Below are 20,763 nucleotides of genomic sequence, written 5' to 3' on the forward strand. Positions count from 1 at the left end.
TCCACAGGGCGTAGTTGGTGGGCGGAAGCTGCGTTTTGGGCACGTTTTCCATGCCGTTGCGCTGGCTGTACTCTTTCAGGTCCGCCTTGTACTCCGCCGAAGCGTTGGACCACAGCTCGGCCAGGTTTTTGCCCACGCTGCCCACAAGGGCGTTGTTGGCGGTCAGCCGCGGATACACGTAATCCCGACCGATGCACAGCTTGTCGTCGCGGTAGCTGCCATAGACCATCTCGTCGATGGTGCCGCTGTAGGTGGCGATGCCGTATTTGAATCTTACCTTCATGGCTTTGTCCTCCTTGTTTGGATTCGGGGTCCGCTTTTTCGCTCCGCGCGCGAGTAAAAAAACTTCCCTCTATAAACGTGCGTATGAGAAAAACAGGGGTACGCAAGGGGAATATCGCCACCAAGGGGGATCATCGGGATCAAGAGGGGTTCACGCTGATGGCACGGATGGCGCGGATGGGTTGTAGGGGTTCAAACCAGCCTGTCATTCCGGGGTGGCGTTTTAACGCTGGGGTCCCGGAATCCAGACGGTCTATCCGCCCAGCCTCAGCCTGTCATTCCGGGGTGGCGTTTTAACGCCGGGGCCCAGGAATCCAGACGGTTTGGCTAATGCCCTGGGAAGGTGTCGATGCAGACTGCGTCTGGATCGACCCCGCATTGGCCTGTGTCTAGGATGGGCTATTCCCGCCAGGGCTGGATTCCGGGTCTTCGCGTGCTGTCGCGCGCGTCCCCGGAATGACACTCCGAGGCTAAGTGGCGACGTTTACATCCGTACAATCCGTTGAATCCGTCGCATCCGTAGGAAAAAACAACTGCCTGGCTGTGGTCACATCCGGCGATATTTCCCCAAACATTTGCGGAATAGTGTTTTGCGCCGCAAGCACCCCGATCCCGTTCCAACCGGCTTGATTCCTATCTCCAAAGCCTTAAAGGGGTTCCGGAAAAAAAGCTGAAAAACACCCGGAAATAGCTTGACAGGGTATTCAGCGAAAATATTTTGGCGACGGCAGAACGATTTTGCCCCGGCCTTTCCGGCAAGCCGCTGCCACGGTTTCGGATAGCCAACCAGGGCAAAAAAAAAGCCCCTCAGGGGGCGCGAAATTTACAAAAGCCGGCAGTGCTGCCACACCACCGGCAGAGCTTGTTACCGTTATAAGGCAGTAGCTTTTGTCTTTCTATGGCGGTTCTGGTTTCTGTCAAGGAAAATTGTGGAAGGATGTGGATGGATGTGGATAACTTTCCACCCCCAGCTTCCGCAAGCGGCACGCTCCGGCGGGGAGTAACGATGCTGAAACCGGCATTATCTCAAATGTTCAGGCCGGACGCCAGTTTAACCGGAGCGTCCAACCCCGGCGACAACGCCGACCCCGACCCCAGCCCTCAAAGGAGAGGCGATGACCCCCAGGCAATCTGAACAAGGTCTGGAGAACTATGAACTGAACCGCGCCCTGGCCTGGCTCAAGGCCAGACGGCGCAAACTGCTGGGCGCCAGATTGGCGCTGAGCGCTTTTTACACGCGCGAGCCGGCCAACCGCGAATTCCAGGCTCCTTTGGCGGAAGATGATTGCGATTGGAACGGCTACTCCCACGGCGTGATCCGCGAACAGCTGGTCCCGATGACGGATAACCGGGCCCTTTACGAATGCCGGAAGCGCGCCAGACAGTTGCTTAAAGCGATTGCCGCCCACCTCGATCTCGGCCATCAGGACCAGGCCGACGCCTGCGCCGGCGAGCTGCGGGCCATCCGCGCCTTCCTGGCTGAGGTCAACACCCCCCAAGGACGCATCAGGAGCTTCGTTACCACCCGCGTGAAAAACTACCAGGCGAACATGCAGGCCTGGTACTATCTCCTGGCCAAAGCGGAAAAAGAAGCCCCGGAGGTGTTCAAATTCCTCCTGGCCCACGTCCGGCCGGGAGATCCCTTCCTCTGGCTGGAATGAATCCAGCGGCGGAGGATGAAAACTGGCCGCCACTGACCAATGGCGGCCTCTAAAGAATTAGCGGACGGATCAACACCCCGTCCGCTTTTTCGTTTGTACCATAAGCTTCAGCTTGTTGGGTGCCCGGAATTCATTCCGAGGCACAAAAGATTTATCAAAACAGAGGGACAGAGAGACAGAGAAAAGCCATGCTCCGCCGTGTCATTCCGGGGTGGGGGCCCCGGAATCCAGGCCACGCGGGAATAGCCAAAAAGAATGGGTCGCGGAATAGCACGGAACCAGAGAAGATGCTTGAAAAAAGATCACCCCTCACTTGGACGGTTTGAACCCCACCTCTTTCTGTCTTGGGGCGGGCGGCTCCATCAGTTGCCGAATGGCGCCCACTATCTCCAGGATGGCGGTGTCGTGTTCGCCCAGCCTTGCTTCGATCTGTGCCAGCTTACGGGTGAGTTCCTTATACTGCATCGCCAGGGCGCGGAGTTTGATGAAAGCCCGCACCACAAAGACGCTCATTTCCACAGCCTTGGGAGTATTCAGCACCGAAGCCGCCATGATCGCCCCGTGTTCCGTGAAGGCGTAGGTGCTGTCCGTCGTCCTCCCCAACTTGAGGTTGCAAATTGCGACTTCAAGATTGGTGGGATGGCTGTCAACATCCGGCACTCGGGAGTTGAAAGATATCTCAGTGTTTGATTTCCAACAAGATAGCGCTCACTTCTACTAAACAGATATAGACATAATCATTGATAGACTAAAATTCTACGGCGTATGTAACTATCAAAGCAGTTTTCCTGATTTCTTCTGTTTTTGTGTCTCCCTTGAGTTTCAAGAAAGCAGGGATATCCACGCTTAGATGGTGCTCAGCCATGTGCTTTGTTTCTTCTGATAGCGTGACCTTGAAGTCAAACTTTTCGAGTCTGTTATCAGCATTTAGCCGTTGATTGATCCAAGAATTCAGAATGAAATCCTTAGCTAGTTTGTTGCGTACCAACAGCTCTCGCGCTTTCTCTATGTTGGGTTTTCCGCTGGGGTACTCCGCTTCAAGACCAATAAACTTGCATAGACTTTTCTCATCCAGATTCAGTGATTTATACTTTCCTTTGACTTTTGGATTCTTTGCATCAAACTCTATTTCTCTGGTTTTCTTTTCTTGGACCACATCGAGTTGGCTCAGGTGTATTTTCCGACAACCTAATAGCTGCAATAACTCAGCTACTATCATGTGCTTGGCAATAGAAAAGGTGTATAAAGCCTGGGATGTTGTCTCGTACATGACTTCGGAATAGGGGCTTTGCATTAAAACTGTGTCTGGCGCAATGAGTTCACCAAGTAAATTCACATAATCGGGATCCGATCTTATCTGATCATAATCGGAAACTAATATACTCGAGTTTGCGCGCAGTCCTCCGTCTCCTTTGTTTAGCATCCTAAGGTATTCAGGGTGCGATAAGATCATAATTATCTTTCTACTTCCCGGCTCCGCTACCAGATAATTTTTGTCAGACATTTTTTTACCTCCTTTCTTACTGATTCCAATAGACTTAGTAAAGGTTTTCGTATGGGCTTTACCTTTTGTTTAGATAGATTATAACCAACAACAAGACTATTAACAATGCCAGTGTCGATACTAAGATCACCCGTATGAAGCGTTTTTTTTTTTGATTCTGGATAGTTTGGAATACTGTATGAAATTCTTTGAGGGTGTTCTCAGGAAAAGTCCTTGATAGTGACTTCGCAAAATCTTCCAGTTTAGTTCTTAGGTTATCCCATTCATTTTCAGCGTATGAAAACACATTCTCTACAAACATCGTGATGATGGCATACCTGTTCGCGGGATCAGTCTCATTATTTCTGACATTCAAGACCGCGTCGTTTTTATGTATGTACAAGTCTACATTGCCATCGGTGCCACGAATATTTCGACCTTCTGTCGTTACCCGGGACGCGGACACGATTACTTCTTGAATGCCAGATTCGATCGTGATGTATTCACCCTTTTCCGTTGCGTCATAGAACAGATCCCTGGTCATATGGCCGAGATCCTTGGTCCAGAAATAAATACGTGATTTCATCAGTTCTCCTTTAAAAGTTTCAAAGCTTGGATAACTACTGATTCCGTCTCATCGAACCCATCCAGTCCTCCAATCACTAGTCTGTTCGCCATCTGTCTGCTGATCTCTGGAACCTTTGTAAGTAACTCATCTTTGAATCTGTCAAACATGTCTCTTCCTTTCAGCATCGATCCCTTTTCGTGCCAAGGTATCCAATCAGCATGGGTTCCTACCAGTACTATCTTTTTCGGAGATTTCTTTATCCAATCATTGATCTGGCAAAAATCATCCCGTATTCTTCTAACTGATCTTTTCTTATAGTTATCGTAAAACATAGATAGCTTCTCGAATTGCTCTCCATTGATGTCGAAATCAGGGTGTTCATAAGGAAATCCTGTATCTTTCAGATACATGCCAAAATAAATTGTGAATTGCTTGAATTTCTTCTTAAGGCTGATGTCATCGACATTAAAATATCTGATAATATCCTTAAGCTCCATGCCATATATTAGATCTGCGCGAAATAGGTACATAGCAAAATCAGAATCTTTAAGTCTTATCTCCCAGAGATTTATTTGGTCGTCAGCTCCTGATTCATCATAGAGATATTTTACAAATATTTTTGCATCTTTGAATTTCTTTGACACTTTGAGCTTTCTTTCTGAATTTACGCGATTGTATTCCTCTTGGTATAAGCCTGTTTGTATGAAATTGGCAATGACAGATTTCCCCACAAATCTCTCACCCATTATACAGATGGTTTTACCGTGGAAGTATTTCCATATTTTTCTCCATAAAATAGCGTACAAAATGGGTCCACCAATTATAATAACAAAAGGCACCGCTAAGGGTATTGGCATATAACACCTCCCATATCTTCCAGAATTAGCTTATGTCCTAAAACACTAAAATTACACCTAAATGAAACCAACAATCTTGTCAATTGTTTTCTGTTTAAACTCTGATACTCGGTTTTGGGACATGATTGTAAAGATGTCCCCTGCCTGCACGCGGAGCCAAATCATAATGGCTTTACCTCAATGGATATCGCCCTGTTAACCCATTTCATTTTGTCTAATTTTTCATTAATTCCCTGCCTGGCGCCCGGAACACATCATAAACCCGGAATCCCCGAATCGGCAGCCGCCATTTTAATATTTCTAATTTTTTAATAGTTCCCTGTCTGGTGGCCTTTTCACTCACCGGCTCCAGAACCAGGACGAGGAACATGTAAGATACTGATATATATACTATATAGATATAATATATACTAATATAGTAGGTATTAGTAGTTATATAGGTATATATATGTTATATATAGTCTTATCTTGAACAACTGTCACTTATCCACATCCGGCATCGACCTCCGGCTCCGAGACAGGGAACTATTAAAAAATTAGAAAAATTAAAACGCCCTGTGAGGGTGTAAAAGCCAGGGAAATGTTAGAACAATTAGAAACATTAAAACAGAGGCAGGGCAACTTTCGCCACCCTGCCTTCCTTGCTTGGTCAGGAGATATCCACGTCGTTCAATACGGGATTGAGGCTGTAAACCATGCTGACTCTGTTTCGGTACCCCGAATCTCTTTCATGGAAGATTATCGCCTGCCGCTCCACCAGGCTCTCCACACACTTGCGGAAATCCCGGGAGGGCATCCTTGATTTGCAGAGCAGGCGGGAATGCCCCAGTTCCTGCCCCGGCGCTTTTTGGAGGATCTTCAACAGGTGGCGTTCCTCATCCAGCTTGCTTCCTTCGGTTAGCTGCTTCAGGAAGGGCCGGGTGTTCTCGTAGTAATACTGGCAGAGATACCAGGCCTCTTTGGCGGTGCGGGTGTCCACTTTGTTGTGCAGGAACCAGGTTTGCAGGTGGTCGTTGTCCCTGGCTTCGCGCAGGTCCCGCCAGTTTTTCAGCAGGAAGATGAGGATGCAGAAGCGCCAGAAGTAGTTGTCGAAGATGCGCGCGCAGTAGGCCGCCTGAGGGTCGTTGGCGTTGAGGGCGATGGCCTTCATCAGGTCCGCGTAGATGGCGTCGCGGAAGTCCCCGGCCTCCTCGGAGGCCAGCAGCCGCCGGGAATCGGGCAGGCTCCGGAACACCGCCAGCATCTCGTCCCAGGCCGCCAGTTCGCGGTCGCAGTCGGAGGCGTCCACGCTGGCCAGGCGCAGTTCGTTGACGTCGATGTTTTGGATGATGCAGATGATGAAGCGCTGGAGGAAGCCGCCGCGCTGGTCCGCCACCTCGCGCAGTTCCTGGAAGAACCAGTCCTCGGTGGTGGCGCCCACGATGCTGAAGGCGGGTTTGGCGATGTGTTCGTCGATCTCCATCTTGGCTATCGAGCGGTCCTTGCCGTCGAACATGTCGGTGATCTCCTGCTTCATCCCGGCGTTGTAGGATTTGCCCATTTCGCGCATCCAGGCGCTGAGTTCCATCTGCAGGATGAGGCGGTTGGGGTTGATGGCGAGGAGGTTGTAAAGCCGCGCCTGGGTCACCCTGCTGAGCTCGATGTCCTGTTCGTTGCGTTCTTTGGGTGAAAGCTCGCGCAGGGTTTCCTTGAAGGGCTGCAGCATCTTCATCGCCTGGTTGATGACGGTGGTTTTGCGGGAAACGGTGGAGGGCCCGATGATGGCGGCCCAGATGTTGCAGTAATGCCGCGTTCCGGCGTTGTACATGAACACCTTGTTGCCGATGGTGGCCGCCACCACGGGCAGGAAGGCTGTGAGCTTGGCGCCGTCCTGGGCGTCGGTGATGCGGCCCACGAGGTCCAGGTAGCCCACGATCTCGCGCGGCAGTTGGTCGCGGTCCAGATGGATGTTTTGGGGGCGGCGGAAGAGATCGAGGAGTTCGGGGAAATCGGCGAGGGTGGGTTTCGGAAGGTTGACGTCCCCGTCAACCTCGCTCCGCAGGAGCGACCCTTTCGCCTTTCCACAAAGCCCTGCGGGCTTTTGGTCGACGGGGACGTCGACCTTCCGGGTGTTTTCGCCTGAAGAGCCGGAGCGGATGTCAGAGGAGCCGCAAACGTCCCCCGCGTTACAGGAGCCGCAAACGTCCCCGTTTGCGAAACCCCGCAGGGGTTTGTCTTTTGGTCCTGAAAGGCCCTCCGGGCCTTGACCGACGGGGACGTCGGTCGCTCCTGTGGTTATGGCATTTACCCAGCCATTTTGTTCCGCGATGTAGAACAGCGTGCCGATATTGACGCCGGGGTATTTCTTCAGCCGTTCCCAAACCTTGCGCAGGTCCTCCGGGGTGTCGCTGTAATTCGGATTATAGGCGAACTGGAGCCAGTAAACGATGCCGTCCTCCCCGAAATGGTTATAGAGGGCGATGCCGCAGCGGATCCACTCGCGCCGGTCCAGCTTGCGCTGGGCGAGGTATTCCACGGCTGATTTGGCCTGCACTTCGTCGAGTGTGATCGTGGAGCCGCAAACGTCCGCCGCGTTACAGGAGCCGCAAACGTCCCCGTTTGCGAAACCCCGCAGGGGTTTGTCTTTTGGTCCTGAAAGGCCCTCCGGGCCTTGACCGACGGGGACGTCGGTCGCTCCTGTTATCTGGTTGACGGGGACGTCAACCTTCCGTCCAACACCGTCCGCAACCTTTTCTCCTTTTCCCTGTTTCTCCCCGTCTCTGCGCCTCTGTGACTCTGTGTTATGCTCGCGCAGCCACTCGTCCAGGTCCAGAAGCCACTCTTCCGGGCAGGTGATCACGTCGTCGTCCCAGCTCAGGAAGCAGGCGCGGCAGAGGTCGGGGGTGTTGTCGGCCTGGAAGCCGCTTTTGGCCTCGATCTCGGCTTTCAGCAGGTTCCAGATCAGCAGGTATTCCGCCTTGTCGGTCACGGGCCGGCTGAAGGGAATCATCAGCTTCAATCCGTCCACGGGGCTGCGGAACAGCCAGCGGAACCAGGGCGCGGCGCCCATCAGCTTTTGTTTGGCCGGGATGATCTCGCCCACGTGGTCGAAGTCGAAAACGATGCCGTTCACCTGGCGCACGTTCTCTTCGCTGCGGCTGCCTTCCAGCACGCCATAGACGAAGTAGGGCAGGCGCAGCTTCATTTCCTTTTGCAGGATGGGGTTTTTCTCTTTACGGATGGCCTCGATGGGCTTGCGCCACTGGCCGGCTTGCAGCATCGCCATCAGGTTGACGGCGGGCATGGTCTCGATCGCTTCCGGACGGGTGATGGATTTGCCGAAAGTGATGAGGTTCAGGGGATTGATTTGTGTTTGTTCCATGGTTTGAGGTCTCCAAATTCATTATTTTGGAGGGGCCCCTCATAAGATAAGGGGTCAGAAAACGGCCAAAAGTCAAGTAAGTTATTTTCAAAGCCTGTAATTCGCCCGGTTGAATATTTGTTCTTGACTAAACCCATTTTTCTGACCCCTTATATATAGAGGGACATGTTTCCACGGTCGAACAAAACCCTCCTCTCTCTCCAATGATTCCCGCACTGCAGGCGGGAGGCATTCGGGAGGTACCTTTCAAACTACAAGGAGTTTCTAATGAAAGCAAAATTCAAGAACATGCTGCTGGGCTACACCGGCACCTGCGACGGCCTGGTGTACTACTTCAACCGCCGCCTGAACCGGGTGATCGTGCGCCTGCACGTGAAACCCCGCTCCAACGAGAACAACCGCCGCTTCGGGCGCATCGCCACCAACCTCAAACGCCTCAACCTTTCCGACGGCTACCGCCAGGACCTGAAGATCTATGTCAGCCTCTTCAATGGCAGCATGGCCAACGAAGACTTCATCCTGCAAAGCTGGTACAACGCCTTTTCCAAGCTGATGTGGAACCTGGTGAAACTCTACCCCGGACTGGACCTGGAATTCGTTACCCGCGCCCAGATTGAAGCCGGCGACCTGCCTTGCCGCAGCGTGAAAAGCGCCGTGGAAGCGGGTCTGTTGCCTTCCGTGAACGGAGCTGAGCTGCTGGACAGGCTGATGTGAGGGTTGTAACACAGAGGCGCAGAGACACAGAGATGGAGAGACAGGGAGAAAGAGTGAAAGAGTTGGCGTGATTACGTGTTGGCGTGGTGGAGCGGTGGCGGCCCAGCCTCCGGCGAGAGTTTCAGGGCAGCAGTTCCAGCGCTTCGCGGGCCTCCTGTTCGGCGGTGGGGTCGTTTCCGGTGTCCAGGCATTTTTGCAGCCAGACGCGGGCGTCTGCATAGTCCTCCAAGGCGAGGTAAATGGCGCCGATGTGCCAGGCGATCTCGGCGGGGAGTTCGTCCTGCCTTTGGGGCAGGTCCATCAGGCGCAGGGCTTCCTCAAACTCGCCCACCAGGTAGTGGTACCAGGCCAGGCTGTCCAGGAAATAGATGTTGTCGGGCTCGAAGACGAGGGCGTGGCGGATGAGCGCGGCGGCGGATTCCGGATCCTCTCCGGCCAGCAGCATGCGGTAGCCCATGTCGTTGCAATAGTTGGGGTTGTCCGGCCACTGGCGCAGCGCTTCGGCGAGGATATCCAGATAGAGGCCCTCCCGGCGGTTTAGCTGGTAATAGCTCATGAGGAAGGAATAATCGTCTTCGGAGAGGTTGTGGCTTTCCCGCAGGTTGAGGATGAGGGCGTGTTTGGCGTCGATGAGCCCGGCATAGGCGCTGTCGCGGATGGTTTGTACGAAGGCATTGAGATAGCCGGCGGCGGGGCCGGGAGGGAAACGGCGGACCAGTTCAGCTTGAAAAGCGGGCCAGGCCGCGGGGTCTTCCAGTTCCCAGCTTTCGGGGGGGCGGGAAGTGAGGCCGCAGATGTAGTAGCTGACGATGGCGTCGAAATATCCGCTTTCGCCCAGCCGGGCCACGCTGCGGGGAGAGATCTCGCCCTCCGGCTGGAGCAGGGCCTGGGCGATGAGCATCGCGTGGAGGTCCTGTTTGTCTCTGTCCGGGGCGGAAAGCGTATCCAGAGCGGCGGCGATCCCCTCCAGGAGCTCCGGCCGGTTTTCCATCAGGGCGGCGAAAGCGAGGGGGTTGATCAGCTCCAGATCGCCGGTGGCCAGCAGGGTGGGGGCCAGCTCGACGAGCAGGGGGTTGCGTTCGGTCACCCAGTCGGAGCCGGCCAGATAGAGCATGCGTTCGCGGTCGGCGGGCCAGCTGAGCTCGGAAAAATAGCGGCGGGCGAGCTCCAGATCGCCGTTGCGCACGCTGTAATCGGCCAGATAGGCGTAGGAACCCTCGTCGGGTTCCAGTTCGTGGGCGCGCAGCAAAGCTTCCTTTTCCCGCAGGGGGTCGTAGTGGAACCAGATGCCGGCCAGCATCCTCAGGGTGGGGGGATCGTCATCCGCCTTGATCCGGGCGGCCTCAAGCAGCTCCAGCTTGGGTTCGTTTCCGGCGCGCAGGCCGTGAACGAAGAGCCTCAGATCGGCCCGGGCGGAGGGATAAAGCTCCCTCAGCCGGTTCAGGCAGGCCGCGGCGGCGGGCAGATCGCCCTCCTCCTCGTGAAGGTCGGCGGCGGCATGCAGCAGCTCCTCATCGAGGCCATAATCCCGCTGATAGGCAAGCAATTCCCGGCGCAGCCCAGCGCTGGAAAGGTCCTCCCGCTGCCAGCGCCCGATGGCGTTCAGCAGCAGCTGGCGGCTGATGGTTTGGGCGCGGGGGTCCTCAGCGGCGGCTTTGCGCAGCAGGGCGTCCGCGGTGGCATGGTCGGCGCCGTTCTGGTGGTAGGTTCCCACCAAAAAGTAGTAGATGGAGCGGAAGTTCGGCTGTCCGGATCGGGGCGCGGGGGCGGACCTGCCCGTGGCGCAGGCTCCCAGCAGCAAGGCGGCCAGACCCGCGGCTATCAGCCTCCGAGAGAGGTTTTTCACTTCGGTTCGAGGGATTGGGAGATCATCCCCAGTTCCAGCAGGGCAGGCAGTTTCCAGCCATCCCGGAAGAAAGCGATGTTGTCGATCAGGTATGCCGTTTGGCTGGCCTCGTGCCAGAAAGCCCAGGTCTGGAAGCCACCGCCGAAGCCGCCGGCGCTTTCATTCACCCAGTGCCCGGTCATGCGCAGGCCCTTGAAGCCGGCGATGCTGTCCGGTTCCGTGCGGTATCTGTCTTCCAGGATGTAATCGCCATCCATGAACTTCTTTCCCAGTTCCTGCCTGGTTTTGTAAACCCACTCCGGGGTCACCTGGTTGGCGGCCATGGGCTCGTGATAGACGGAGATGTATTTGTCCGCCTTGTCGCGGGTGGGTTTGGCGGGCTGGAAGATGAAGGAGAGAAAGCGTCCGGTCTTATCGTCTTTCCAGAGGCGGTAGATATTGGGGATCTTGATCGAGAAAGGCCTGTCCGCGAAGAACTTGTCCTCGATCACGGCATTCTGGTAAGCGGCCCGGGCCAGGCGCTGGCGATAGCGGTCCAGCAGATAGCCGAAGATCTGTTCGCTTCTGTCCGCGGCCAGTTTGGCCAGGGCGGCGGAGTCTTTGGCCAGCAGGTAGAGGATGAGCTGGTCGCGGGAATAGTGGTTGTTGATCACGAAAAGCTCCGCTCCGCTGGCCTGGGCGGCCTTCACGAGCTCCGGGGCGAGGGTTTTGGTGATGTGCAGGGAAACGGGGTCCCGGCCGGCGACGGTGCCACAGTAAACCAGGTTTTTATAGGGCTTGAAGTCGTTGAGCGCGGCCGCCTCCTGAAAGTTGACGGAGAAATACTGTTCCTCCACCACGATGGTGACCCCGCGGGCGAGGCTGGCCTCCAGGGGTGGCTTCACCGCGGGCAGATTGGCGCCGGCCGCGAACAGGTGGACCTCGTGATCCTCCCCGTAGGCGATGGGCTTGGCGGGGTCGATCAGCCCGTCGTATCTTTCAAAGTGGTTCGAAGGGGCGGGTTCCCTTCCGCAACCAGCCAAAGCGAGCAGCAGCAACGCCATGGGCAATATAAACTTCTTCATTTTGCCTCCTGGGCCGGAGTGAATTTCTTCGGCCTCAGATAATTTAATCCGCTGGCCAGGGTAAGCAAAGTGACCGCCCCAAACCAGAGGTGGGCGGCGGTCCGGGCGGCGGCAGAGGCGGCAGCACCGGGTTTCCAGGCCCAGAGGGCGAGGGCGAGGATGATACCGGCCATCTGCAACACGGTTTTCAGCTTGCCCAGCTTGTCCGCGGGCATGATGATCCCGCGGCGCTTGTAAACCTCGCGCAGGATGGTGATGCCCAGTTCGCGCAGGGCGATGAGGGCGAAGATGGGCCAGACGAGGCGATAGGGATCCAGCCAGGTGAGCGCGGCGAGGGCGGACAGCACCAAAAGCTTGTCCGCCAAAGGGTCGGCGATCTTGCCGAAATCGCTGATCACCTGCCATTTTCTGGCCAGATGGCCATCCAGCCAATCCGTGAAGGAAGCCGCGGCAAAAACCAGCAGGGCCCAGGCCACGCGGTTGGGGACGGCGCTGAAGAAGACCAGCCATGCGAACACGGGGATCAGCAGCACCCGCAGCAAGGTGAGCAGGTTTGGCAGATTACGCATGAGGCGGCGTGGAAACTGTGATGCCGTGGGTTCCGGGGCTTTCCGGCTCGCGCATGCCGTTGATCAGCATGGCCACCACGACCGCGGCCAGCACGGAGGCAAACTGCACCGCGAAGAATGTCCAGTGCAGCTGTTGGTCGATCGCGCCCAAAGCCAGCAGCAGATGGTAGAGCCCCAGGGACACCAGCACCGGCGCCGCGATCAGGATGCCGTTTTGCCATCTGGCGGTTTCCCCGGCCTTGATGTTTTCCAGCACGGTGGCGCGCATCCCGCGGTTGGCGGCGGCTTCCGAAAGATAGAGGAAGAGGCGGGCGTAAACCAGCATCAGAAAGACCACCAGCGCCACGAAAAGGGTGGAATTGCTCCAGCGGGAGCTGAGCGCGTCCAATTCCTGCCGGGCCAGTCCCCAGGCCAGTTCCTGGCTATCGACGTCCTCTCCGCTGAGGCCTTTGGCGGTGAGTATCTGCAGCACTTTTTCGCGGCCCCGGAAAGCGGCGTCCGAGGGCTGGAACCAAAGGGTGAGGATGTTGGGCAATTCCTGCTGGGCGTTGGCCGGAATACCCAGGTCGGGATAGCTTTGCAGCAGTTCCTCCGCGGCCTGGAGCCCGGTTTCGCGGGCCAGGGAGTCGATCTCCGGCACCTCGCGCTGCAGCTGGAAATAGAGGCTGTCCAGGCGCTCCGGTTCGTTCATGTAAATGTAGACCGGCAGCTCCGCGAGCTGTTCCAGCCGGGCTTGGCGGCTGCTAAGATATTGGTGGTGGACGAAAGCCCAACCCAGCAGGGTCAGGATCGCCAACAGCAGGATCAGCAGGAATCTGGAGTTCATTTCATTGTCCTTTATGCCGGATATGGCAGATGGTGTGTTCTTGCAAACCAGAGGCGGGAAAGAGGGAAATTATGTCAAGCAAAGTCTTGGGAGCGCCCTTCGAAAGCCCTGCCACCCGCGCTTCCGGATAGAGCAGGAGGGCCTCGCCGGCCGGGGCCAGATTGCGCTTCACGCAGGCCAGCACGTCGTCCAGCCCGCCCAGCAACTCAAAGCGGCTGAGATTGCGGGCTTGGCTGGGACTGGTTTTCCCGCTGCCGGGCAGCAGCCAGGGCGGGTTCGAAATGATGAGGTCAAAGGGCTCGGAGGCGGTGAAAAAGCGCAGATCGCCGGGGTGGAAAAGGATGTCCGCTCCGCAGAGGATGGCGTTGGCCCGGGCCAGGGAGACAAGACCCGGCTGCACCTCCAGGCCTTCGAGCCGCCAGAGGGGACGGCGCAGCGCCAGCATCAGGGCCACGATCCCGCAGCCGCTGCCCAGATCGAGCACCCGCCGCGGACCGGGACCAAAGAGTTCCAGCGCTGCCTGCTGCAGCGCGACGGCAGCGTGGGAAACCGGCTGCGCCTGCGAATGCTGGTTGATCCGGGGTCCGCCCGGCCACAGCTCCACCTGCCGGGAAAGGCTCAGACGGAGAGCTCCAGCATGCGGTCCAGGCAGTGTTTCGCCCGCCGGGCCACCTCTTCCGGCACCCGCACCTCGAACTGCTCTTCCTCCAGCGCCAGCAGCAGATCGTGCAGGGTGATCTTGAGCATGTTGCGGCAGCGGGCGCGATGGTTCAGGGCCACCAGTTCCTTGGCTGGGTAAATGTGGTTCAGGTAAGCGGTGAAAGTGGCGTCCGTGGCGATGATCAACTTGTCGTTTTCCGCCACGAAGCGCATCATCTGCCCGGTGGAGAGCACCTCGTCGGCCTGCTGCACGATGTCTTCATCGCACTCCGGATGGGCGATCAGCCGGTATCCGGGATGGGCGGCGCGGAGGTGGTCCAGATTGCGCATGGTGAAACCCCACTGATGCACGGGGCAATAGCCCGGCCAGACGATCACCTTGCGTTTGGCCTGTTTGGCCGCCCAGGTGCCCAGATTCTGGTCTGGAACGAAGAGGATGGTTTCATCCTGGGGAAAAGAGGAGAGGATCTTCACGGCGTTCGAGGAGGTGCAGCAAACGTCGCTCTCCGCCTTGACGGCGGCGCTGGAATTCACGTAGCAGACGACCTTCGCGCCGGGATACTGGGCCTTGAAGGCGATCAGCTGTTCGGCCGTGATCATGTCCGCCATGGGGCAGCCGGCATCGGCCACCGGCAGCAGCACTTTCGCCTCCGGATTGAGGATGGCGGCGGTTTCCGCCATGAAACGCACGCCACAAAAAACGATAAGCTTGCTTTGGGCCTCTTTGGCCAGCACGGAGAGCTGCAACGAATCCCCCCGGTGGTCGGCCAGGTCTTGGATGGGAGCGATCTGATAGTTGTGCGCCAGGATGAGGGCCCCTTTCTCCCTGCGCAGTTTGTCGATCTTTTCCTCGATCTTCACCGTTTCTCCCTTGCCTTCAGTGTCCCGTGTGTCCGAAGCCTCCGTCGGACCTGCCGCTGTCTCCGAGTTCCTCACATTCCACAAAGCCTGCCTCCGCCACCGGACAGATCACCAGCTGCGCCACGCGCATGCAGGGCTGGATGATCACCGTTTCGGCGGAGCTGTTGATCAGGATCACTTTCACCTCGCCGCGGTAATCGGCATCGATGGTGCCGGGGCTGTTCAAAACGCCCAGGCCCTGATGCAGGGCGAGACCGCTGCGGGGCCGCACCTGGCCTTCATAGCCGCGGGGGATTTCCACGGCGATGCCGGTGGGGATGGCCGCCCGGTCGCCCGGCTCCAAGATTTCGGGTTCGCGCAGGTCCGCGCTCAGATCCCAGCCCGCGCTGTTTTCCGTCATGCGCCGGGGCGGCAGGGCGGTGAGGCTGAGCAGTTTATAGCGGATCTTCATGATTTGCGGGTGAGCATGTATTCGGCCAAAGTGTCCAGGATCTCCGCTTTTTCACCCAGCGGGGCGATGGCCTCGCGGGCTTGGGAGATCAGTTCCTGAGCCTTGCGGCGGGATTCCGCCATGCCGTGCACGGAGGGCCAGGTGGCTTTTTGAACGTGGGCGTCCTTGCCCACGGTTTTGCCCATTTCGTCGGGATCGCCCTCGATATCCAGCAGGTCGTCGATGATCTGGAAAGCCAGGCCGATCTTGTGGCCGTATTCTTCCAGGGCCTTCTGTTCGTCGGCCGGAGCGCCACCGGCCAGAGCGCCGAAACGCAGGCAGAGTTTGATCAGTTTGGCGGTCTTGTTTTCGTGGATGTAGCCGATGGTCTTTTTGTCCACCTTCCTGCCTTCAGACTCGATGTCCACCATCTGGCCGCCGATGAGGCCGGCCACCCCGGTTTCCCGGGCAAGTTCGCGCACCATCTGCACACGGATCTTGGGCTTGATCTCGGCGTAGGTGATCAGCTCGAAAGCGCCCACCAGCAAGGCGTCTCCCGCCAGCAGGGCCTCCCCCTCGCCAAAGAGGGCGTGGGTGGCTTTCTTGCCGCGGCGGTATTCGTCGTTGTCGAGGTCAGGCATGTCGTCGTGGATCAGGGAAAAAGTGTGCAGCATCTCGATGGCGGCGGCCACGGGGGTGATCTTTTCCACCTCCGGCTCATAGATCTGAAAGGCGCACATGGCCAGGTAGGGCCGCAGGCGCTTTCCTCCGGCGAAAACGCTGTAGCGCAGGGCTTTGTGGATGCTCTTGGGGTACTCGTCCTTGCGGGGCAGATAACGGTCCAGGATGATGTTCACCAGTTCCTGTTTCTCTTTCATGTCCTTTTTCAGGCGCACTTTCCTATCCATTTTCGCTTCCTTCGTTCTCGCCGGCCTTGATCCTGGTGTTCAGCTGCCGGATCCTGAGCTCAGCCCCTTCCAGCGCTTTCTGGCAGGCCTCCAGATGCTCGATGCCCTCTTCGTACAGCTTCACCATCAGGTCCAGGTCAAGTTGTTCCTGCTGCAAACGCTCCACCGTGGCCTCCAGAGAACGCAGCGACTTCTCGAAACTCAGAAGCGGGCTATCGTTGCTTTCATTCATGTCTTTTTTCTCCAATGGTTCTTCCGTCCAACCGTATCTTAGGATAATTTTGGCTTATTTAGTCAATATAGCCAGAATTATTCCGCTGGCAAGTCTGACCGTTGCTGTATCAGCTTCGATCCGGTTGCTCACTCCGCGCGCTTTTTGGGGAAAGAGGGTCAGCCCGGCCAGGGGATATTGCAGGCCCTCGGAGCTTGTTAAATCCGCTTCTGAACCCCAGGCCAGCAGGGAAAGCAGGCAGCCCCGGCATCCGCTGATCAGCGTTTCAGGCTTCAGGAACCAGACCTTCTGCCGGGCGGATTCGATCCGGGCGGGCAGACCCTGGGCGCGCAGGAAATCCAGATTTTGCAGCAAGGCCAGGCTGTGGTCGAAACGCCCTTCCAGGCCGTTGCAGATAACCACCTCGGCCACTCCGGCTTCCAGGCACCAAAGCAGCGCGAGTTCGGTATCGGTCTCGTTCTTGTGGGCGGGATGGCGCAGCTGCTCGCAGGCGGAATGGCGGTCCAGCAGTTCCGCGTCCACCGAATCCATGTCCCCGATGATCAGGCCGGGAGTCAGCCCCAGGGCGTGAACCCGCTCCAAACCGGCATCCACGGCGATCACCAGGTCCCGGCCTGGATCGATGGAGGCATAGCCGCCAAAGATCTCCTCCGGGCTGGTGGCTGTGAACAGCCAGGCGGTGCGGGCCCCTGATCTCATCTGCCGTTGGAGGCGTAGGTGCTGGTGTCCAGGCGGTTCAGGTAATAAACCGGGTCCACGGACTTGTCGTCGCGGTACACCCCGTAATGCAGATGGGGACCGGTGGACATTCCCGTGCTGCCCATCAGGCCGATGATCTGGCCTTTGCTCACCACATCGCCCACCCTCACCTTGATGCTGTGCAGATGCGCGTAAAGGGTTCTGTAACCGTCGGTGTGGTTGATGTTTATCACCTTGCCCCAGCCGTTTTCCGTCTGGGCGCGTTCCACCACCCCGTCGGCGGTGGCATAGACGGGCGTGCCGATCTTGTTCGCGATGTCGATGCCCTGATGGAAGCGGTATCCGCCCAAAACCGGGTGCCTGCGGGTGCCCCAGCCGCTCACGATCTCGCCGAAAGTGGGCTGGATGGAGGGAATGCCGTCTCCGTGACGGTCAAAACCGAAGGGAAGCTTGAAATCCCCCCTGCTTTCCTCGAGGGCAAAGCCCAGGCGCTGCTTGATGTTGGCCAGCTTGACCTCGATGCCGATGAGTTTCTTTTCCAGCCCGGGATGCACCTGCAGCTTGTTTTCGGGGCCAAAGGGTTCCTCGCTGTAGGAGGGATAGGACAGCGTGTCCGAGGGCACATTGATGTTCAGGGTGTCCAGGGTGGCCATCACGGAATCCAGTTCCGCTTCGTAGCCGCCCACCTTTTCCTGCAGGAACTTGTTTTCCTTTTCCAGCTTGGCCAGCAGCTCCGCATCCGCGGCGCCGGGTCCCCTGCCGGCAAATATCGCCAGCAGCGCCAGGCCGGTGAGCAGCAGCGCCGCCACCAGCACCAGCACCCAGGGGCGCAGGGCCAGGCTGTGTTTGCTGCCCATGTTGTCCACCGTGAACTTGATCCGGCGGTCCGGATAAAGCTCCGGCTGCAGCTCGCGCAGTTTCTTATCTTCCTTCATTATTTGCGATCTCTCTCTGTTTTATTATTTTCTGAGCAGGATTCCGGCGGCAAATACGATCAGGAGGAGGTTTTTGAGGGAGAGGGAGATGTCGGTCGGAGGCCAAAAAATGGCATCCCGTAGGGGAATCGAACCCCTGTTGCGTGACTGAGAATCACGAGTCCTAGGCCACTAGACGAACGGGACACTCTATATATCGCGGCTTACCAGCTCAGAATTTGGCGACCCCTAGGGGAATCGAACCCCTCTTACAAGAATGAAAATCTTGTGTCCTAACCGATAGACGAAGGGGTCGCAGCTGGTGATCCAGGTTGGACTCGAACCAACGACTCTCTGCTTAAAAGGCAGATACTCTACCACTGAGTTACTGGACCAAAATTTTGCTTAGGTTTTGCCACAGAATTTTTACTCCCCCTATCTGTCAAGCGAAAAATGCCCAAGCGGGGGCATAAATAACTTCATCTTGCTGTGTGCCAATACCATGGACGCTTCACTTGAAACAGGACAGACCGGGATCCGCCTCTGGCCGCCAAAGCTGTTTTTCCCGGTCCCTCAGCTTGTAAATCCTGCCCGGCTCCCAATATCAATACGGTATCAATACGGAATCAATACGGATTTCATCCGTATTGATACCGTATTGATATTGGGGGCCATGTCTGGTCCTAAAAAAGTTGACACATCCATCAACCAATAGAAATGAGAAAAAGGAAAGATGGAACACAGCCAATTCGCATTCGGCTGCTCTGGCTGCTCACCGGAACACCGGATTTATCCGGTCGGACCGCTGGATTCATCCGGCGCAATCCTAATTTCTCAGAGACAGACATAATACCTATACATGACAACCTCACTTTCTCAAAAACCAGATAATTCTGATGGACCGACCGGATGATTCCGGTGTTCCGGTCGCCTCGGATCTTCTTATCTTCGCTTTGTTGCCTGCAGAAGGCGCAAGGGTAATTGGAAACAATTATCGGGCAGCTCTACAAACCCGAAAGCCGATGTATTTGTAGCTTTCGTGCGGGGCTTTGGCGTTGCGTTTGAAAACCGTGCAATAGCTGGGGTCCTGATTGATGGTGGAACCCCCGCGCATCACGCGCAGGGAATCGTTGTCCGCGCCGCGGGGATCGGTGCCTTTCAGAAAACGGTAGCCGTTGCCCCGATGCCAGTCCCAGCACCATTCCCAAACGTTTCCGGTCATGTCGTGGATGCCCAGTTCATTGGCGCTTTTACCACCCACGGGGCGGGTTTTGGCCGAGGTTTTGCCATACCAGCCCACGTCGTTCAGGGAGTTTGAGCCGCTGTAGAGGTATCCCCGGGAGAGATTTCCGCCGCGGGCGGCGAATTCCCATTCCGTTTCAGTGGGCAGGCGATATCCGGAGGCATCCCAGTCCACTACAACCGTCCAGCGGTAGGGATCTTCCGGATTCAGATTGCCGGGGTCCGGCGAGGTGGAAATCCGGTAGCAGGGAGTGAGGCCCTCCTGTTCGCTGCGACGGAGGCAATATTCCACCGCGCCGTACCAGGAAACCGTTTCCACGGGATGGTCCAAACCCTCATAGGTGGAGGGATTGCCGCCCATCACGGCGATCCATTCCGCTTGGGTGACCTCATGTTTGCCGATCAGAAAGCTGGAGACTTTCACCTTTGCCGGCAGATTGGAGACCGTATTTTCCTGACCGGTGCCGATCTGGAACGAGCCGCCTTTCACCAGCACCATGCCTTCCGGGAGGGTGGCTTCGGACCACTCCGGGTCTTCCGAAAGGTCCCAGCCGTCGTCCCCGCCGCCCACAAAATTGGTGACGCCGAAGACCTCCAGCAGGGCCAGGCCCAGCAGCAAAGCCAGCAGAGCCACGGCCAGCCAGAGCCAGGGGCCGCGTTTTTGGGGGGCCGGGTCCGGCGGGGAAGGACTAACCTGTTCCCCGGCTGAGGGTGGAGTCCAGTCCGGAAGCGGTTCCGCGGGTCCGAAAGTGGTGGCGGCGGAAGGCAGGATCAGCTTGAAGGGACGGTCATTGCGGTCCTTGGCGGTGAGGCGTCGCAGCAGGTCGACCGTGGCCTGGCTGATGTGGGGATATTTTTCGCGGGGATCGGGAAAAGACTGCTCCAGCACGCGCCGTTTCAGCTCATACTCGCTATCCGCGCCGCCGGCATAGGGCAGGCTGCCGCTGAGCAACTCGTAGAGCAGCACTCCGGCGGAATAGATGTCGGTGCGGTGATCGACGTCCGGCTGGCCCAACAGCTGTTCCGGGCTCATGTAGAGAGGCGTGCCCACATAGTTACCCTGCCGGGTGAGATGGGCGTCGCCAAGGATGCGGGCGATGCCGAAATCCAGGATCTTCACCAGATCGCCGTTGGCGGGGTCCACCATGATATTTTGGGCTTTGATGTCGCGGTGGATCACGCCCAGGGAATGGGCATAATTCAGCGCGGATGCCAGCTGTTCGAAAATGCGCAGGCAGCGCCGCTCGGGGATGGGGCCAGTGTTGCCGCTCAGTTCCAGCAAGGTGATGCCGGGGAAGTATTCCAGCACCATGAAGTAGTCGCCATCCTGCTCGAAAAAGTTAAAAAGCTGGATGATATTGGGATGCTTGAGCTGGGCTTGGATGCGGGCTTCATTCACAAACCGGCGGTAAAATTCCTCCTGGCTGGTAAGGCCGGACTGCAGCCGTTTGAGCACCACCTGGCGGTTGAGCAATTCCTCCCGCGCCAGAAAAATCTCGCCCATGCCGCCCCGGGCGATCAGACTGATCACCACGTAATCGCGGATCTTCGTGCCTGTGCCTATCTGCATGATGGTTCCCTCTTGG

Annotated in this window: 20 protein-coding genes and 3 tRNA genes; 2 read left to right on the plus strand and 21 right to left on the minus strand. The window is 57.1% G+C overall.

Annotation, left to right across the window (positions count from 1 at the left end; translation table 11 throughout):
• Positions 1 to 283: hypothetical protein (locus LHW45_07795; protein MCB5285475.1), on the minus strand; the 283-nt coding region annotated here is incomplete at its 3' end.
• Positions 284 to 1,397: 1,114 nt separating this feature from the next.
• Here LHW45_07795 and LHW45_07800 point away from each other — a divergent pair.
• Entirely contained in the window at positions 1,398 to 1,943 is a 546-nt protein-coding gene (locus LHW45_07800; GenBank protein MCB5285476.1) for a hypothetical protein, read from the plus strand.
• 309 nt (positions 1,944 to 2,252) lie between these two features.
• On the opposite strand, the gene LHW45_07805 is transcribed toward LHW45_07800, so the two are convergent.
• From LHW45_07805 to LHW45_07825, 5 genes are all read right to left on the minus strand, one after another.
• Positions 2,253 to 2,546: a hypothetical protein gene (locus tag LHW45_07805; protein MCB5285477.1), complete on the minus strand. Its 294-nt coding sequence runs from the start codon at positions 2,544 to 2,546 to the stop codon at positions 2,253 to 2,255.
• A gap of 145 nt (positions 2,547 to 2,691) precedes the next feature.
• Positions 2,692 to 3,447 carry a hypothetical protein gene (locus tag LHW45_07810; GenBank protein MCB5285478.1) on the minus strand — a complete coding sequence of 252 codons (756 nt, stop codon included), beginning with the start codon at positions 3,445 to 3,447 and terminating at the stop codon, positions 2,692 to 2,694.
• Positions 3,448 to 3,505: 58 nt separating this feature from the next.
• Complete coding sequence (locus tag LHW45_07815; protein MCB5285479.1) at positions 3,506 to 4,012, minus strand: hypothetical protein; 507 nt, start codon at positions 4,010 to 4,012, stop codon at positions 3,506 to 3,508.
• Entirely contained in the window at positions 4,012 to 4,851 is an 840-nt protein-coding gene (locus tag LHW45_07820; protein MCB5285480.1) for a hypothetical protein, read from the minus strand. Before LHW45_07820 ends, LHW45_07815 begins: the two co-directional genes overlap by 1 nt.
• A 649-nt stretch (positions 4,852 to 5,500) precedes the next feature.
• Complete coding sequence (locus tag LHW45_07825) at positions 5,501 to 8,212, minus strand: DUF3987 domain-containing protein (protein ID MCB5285481.1); 2,712 nt, start codon at positions 8,210 to 8,212, stop codon at positions 5,501 to 5,503.
• Between the two features lie 267 nt (positions 8,213 to 8,479).
• Between LHW45_07825 and LHW45_07830 the strand changes: the two genes are divergently transcribed.
• A complete protein-coding gene (locus tag LHW45_07830) occupies positions 8,480 to 8,926 on the plus strand; it encodes a hypothetical protein (GenBank protein MCB5285482.1) in 447 nt (148 codons plus the stop codon).
• A gap of 121 nt (positions 8,927 to 9,047) precedes the next feature.
• Here LHW45_07830 and LHW45_07835 read toward each other — a convergent pair whose 3' ends face one another.
• The 15 genes from LHW45_07835 to LHW45_07905 all read right to left on the minus strand — a co-directional run bounded on the left by LHW45_07835 (position 9,048) and on the right by LHW45_07905 (position 20,747).
• The gene (locus tag LHW45_07835; protein MCB5285483.1) at positions 9,048 to 10,772 is read right to left on the minus strand and encodes a hypothetical protein; all 1,725 of its coding nucleotides are present in this window, start codon (positions 10,770 to 10,772) and stop codon (positions 9,048 to 9,050) included.
• Complete coding sequence (locus tag LHW45_07840; protein ID MCB5285484.1) at positions 10,769 to 11,836, minus strand: DUF4837 family protein; 1,068 nt, start codon at positions 11,834 to 11,836, stop codon at positions 10,769 to 10,771. Before LHW45_07840 ends, LHW45_07835 begins: the two co-directional genes overlap by 4 nt.
• Positions 11,833 to 12,405: a CDP-diacylglycerol--glycerol-3-phosphate 3-phosphatidyltransferase gene (gene pgsA / locus LHW45_07845; GenBank protein MCB5285485.1), complete on the minus strand. Its 573-nt coding sequence runs from the start codon at positions 12,403 to 12,405 to the stop codon at positions 11,833 to 11,835. Before pgsA ends, LHW45_07840 begins: the two co-directional genes overlap by 4 nt.
• Entirely contained in the window at positions 12,398 to 13,231 is an 834-nt protein-coding gene (locus tag LHW45_07850; protein ID MCB5285486.1) for a hypothetical protein, read from the minus strand. Before LHW45_07850 ends, pgsA begins: the two co-directional genes overlap by 8 nt.
• Position 13,232: 1 nt before the next feature.
• Positions 13,233 to 13,835: a methyltransferase gene (locus tag LHW45_07855; GenBank protein MCB5285487.1), complete on the minus strand. Its 603-nt coding sequence runs from the start codon at positions 13,833 to 13,835 to the stop codon at positions 13,233 to 13,235.
• Between the two features lie 14 nt (positions 13,836 to 13,849).
• A complete protein-coding gene (gene nadA / locus LHW45_07860) occupies positions 13,850 to 14,752 on the minus strand; it encodes a quinolinate synthase NadA (protein ID MCB5285488.1) in 903 nt (300 codons plus the stop codon).
• 16 nt (positions 14,753 to 14,768) lie between these two features.
• Positions 14,769 to 15,203, minus strand: coding sequence for a dUTP diphosphatase (dut, locus tag LHW45_07865; protein MCB5285489.1), 435 nt, complete (start codon positions 15,201 to 15,203; stop codon positions 14,769 to 14,771).
• Positions 15,200 to 16,090, minus strand: a complete 891-nt coding sequence (locus LHW45_07870) for a polyprenyl synthetase family protein (protein MCB5285490.1) — start codon at positions 16,088 to 16,090, stop codon at positions 15,200 to 15,202. The genes dut and LHW45_07870 overlap by 4 nt, the downstream gene beginning before the upstream one ends.
• On the minus strand, positions 16,083 to 16,322 hold the full coding sequence (gene xseB / locus LHW45_07875) for an exodeoxyribonuclease VII small subunit (GenBank protein ID MCB5285491.1): 240 nt from the start codon (positions 16,320 to 16,322) through the stop codon (positions 16,083 to 16,085). Before xseB ends, LHW45_07870 begins: the two co-directional genes overlap by 8 nt.
• 54 nt (positions 16,323 to 16,376) lie before the next feature.
• Positions 16,377 to 17,021 (minus strand): thiamine diphosphokinase, encoded by a 645-nt coding sequence (locus LHW45_07880; GenBank protein ID MCB5285492.1) that lies wholly within the window; start codon positions 17,019 to 17,021, stop codon positions 16,377 to 16,379.
• Complete coding sequence (locus LHW45_07885) at positions 17,018 to 17,956, minus strand: M23 family metallopeptidase (GenBank protein MCB5285493.1); 939 nt, start codon at positions 17,954 to 17,956, stop codon at positions 17,018 to 17,020. The genes LHW45_07880 and LHW45_07885 overlap by 4 nt, the downstream gene beginning before the upstream one ends.
• 110 nt (positions 17,957 to 18,066) lie before the next feature.
• Positions 18,067 to 18,142, minus strand: a tRNA-Glu gene (locus tag LHW45_07890).
• A gap of 33 nt (positions 18,143 to 18,175) precedes the next feature.
• A tRNA-Glu gene (locus tag LHW45_07895) sits at positions 18,176 to 18,250 on the minus strand.
• Between the two features lie 5 nt (positions 18,251 to 18,255).
• A tRNA-Lys gene (locus tag LHW45_07900) sits at positions 18,256 to 18,330 on the minus strand.
• A gap of 596 nt (positions 18,331 to 18,926) precedes the next feature.
• The gene (locus LHW45_07905) at positions 18,927 to 20,747 is read right to left on the minus strand and encodes an SUMF1/EgtB/PvdO family nonheme iron enzyme (protein ID MCB5285494.1); all 1,821 of its coding nucleotides are present in this window, start codon (positions 20,745 to 20,747) and stop codon (positions 18,927 to 18,929) included.
• Positions 20,748 to 20,763: the final 16 nt, after the last annotated feature.

The sequence above is a fragment of the Candidatus Cloacimonadota bacterium genome, from assembly GCA_020532085.1.
In the GTDB taxonomy this organism is placed as follows: domain Bacteria; phylum Cloacimonadota; class Cloacimonadia; order Cloacimonadales; family Cloacimonadaceae; genus Syntrophosphaera.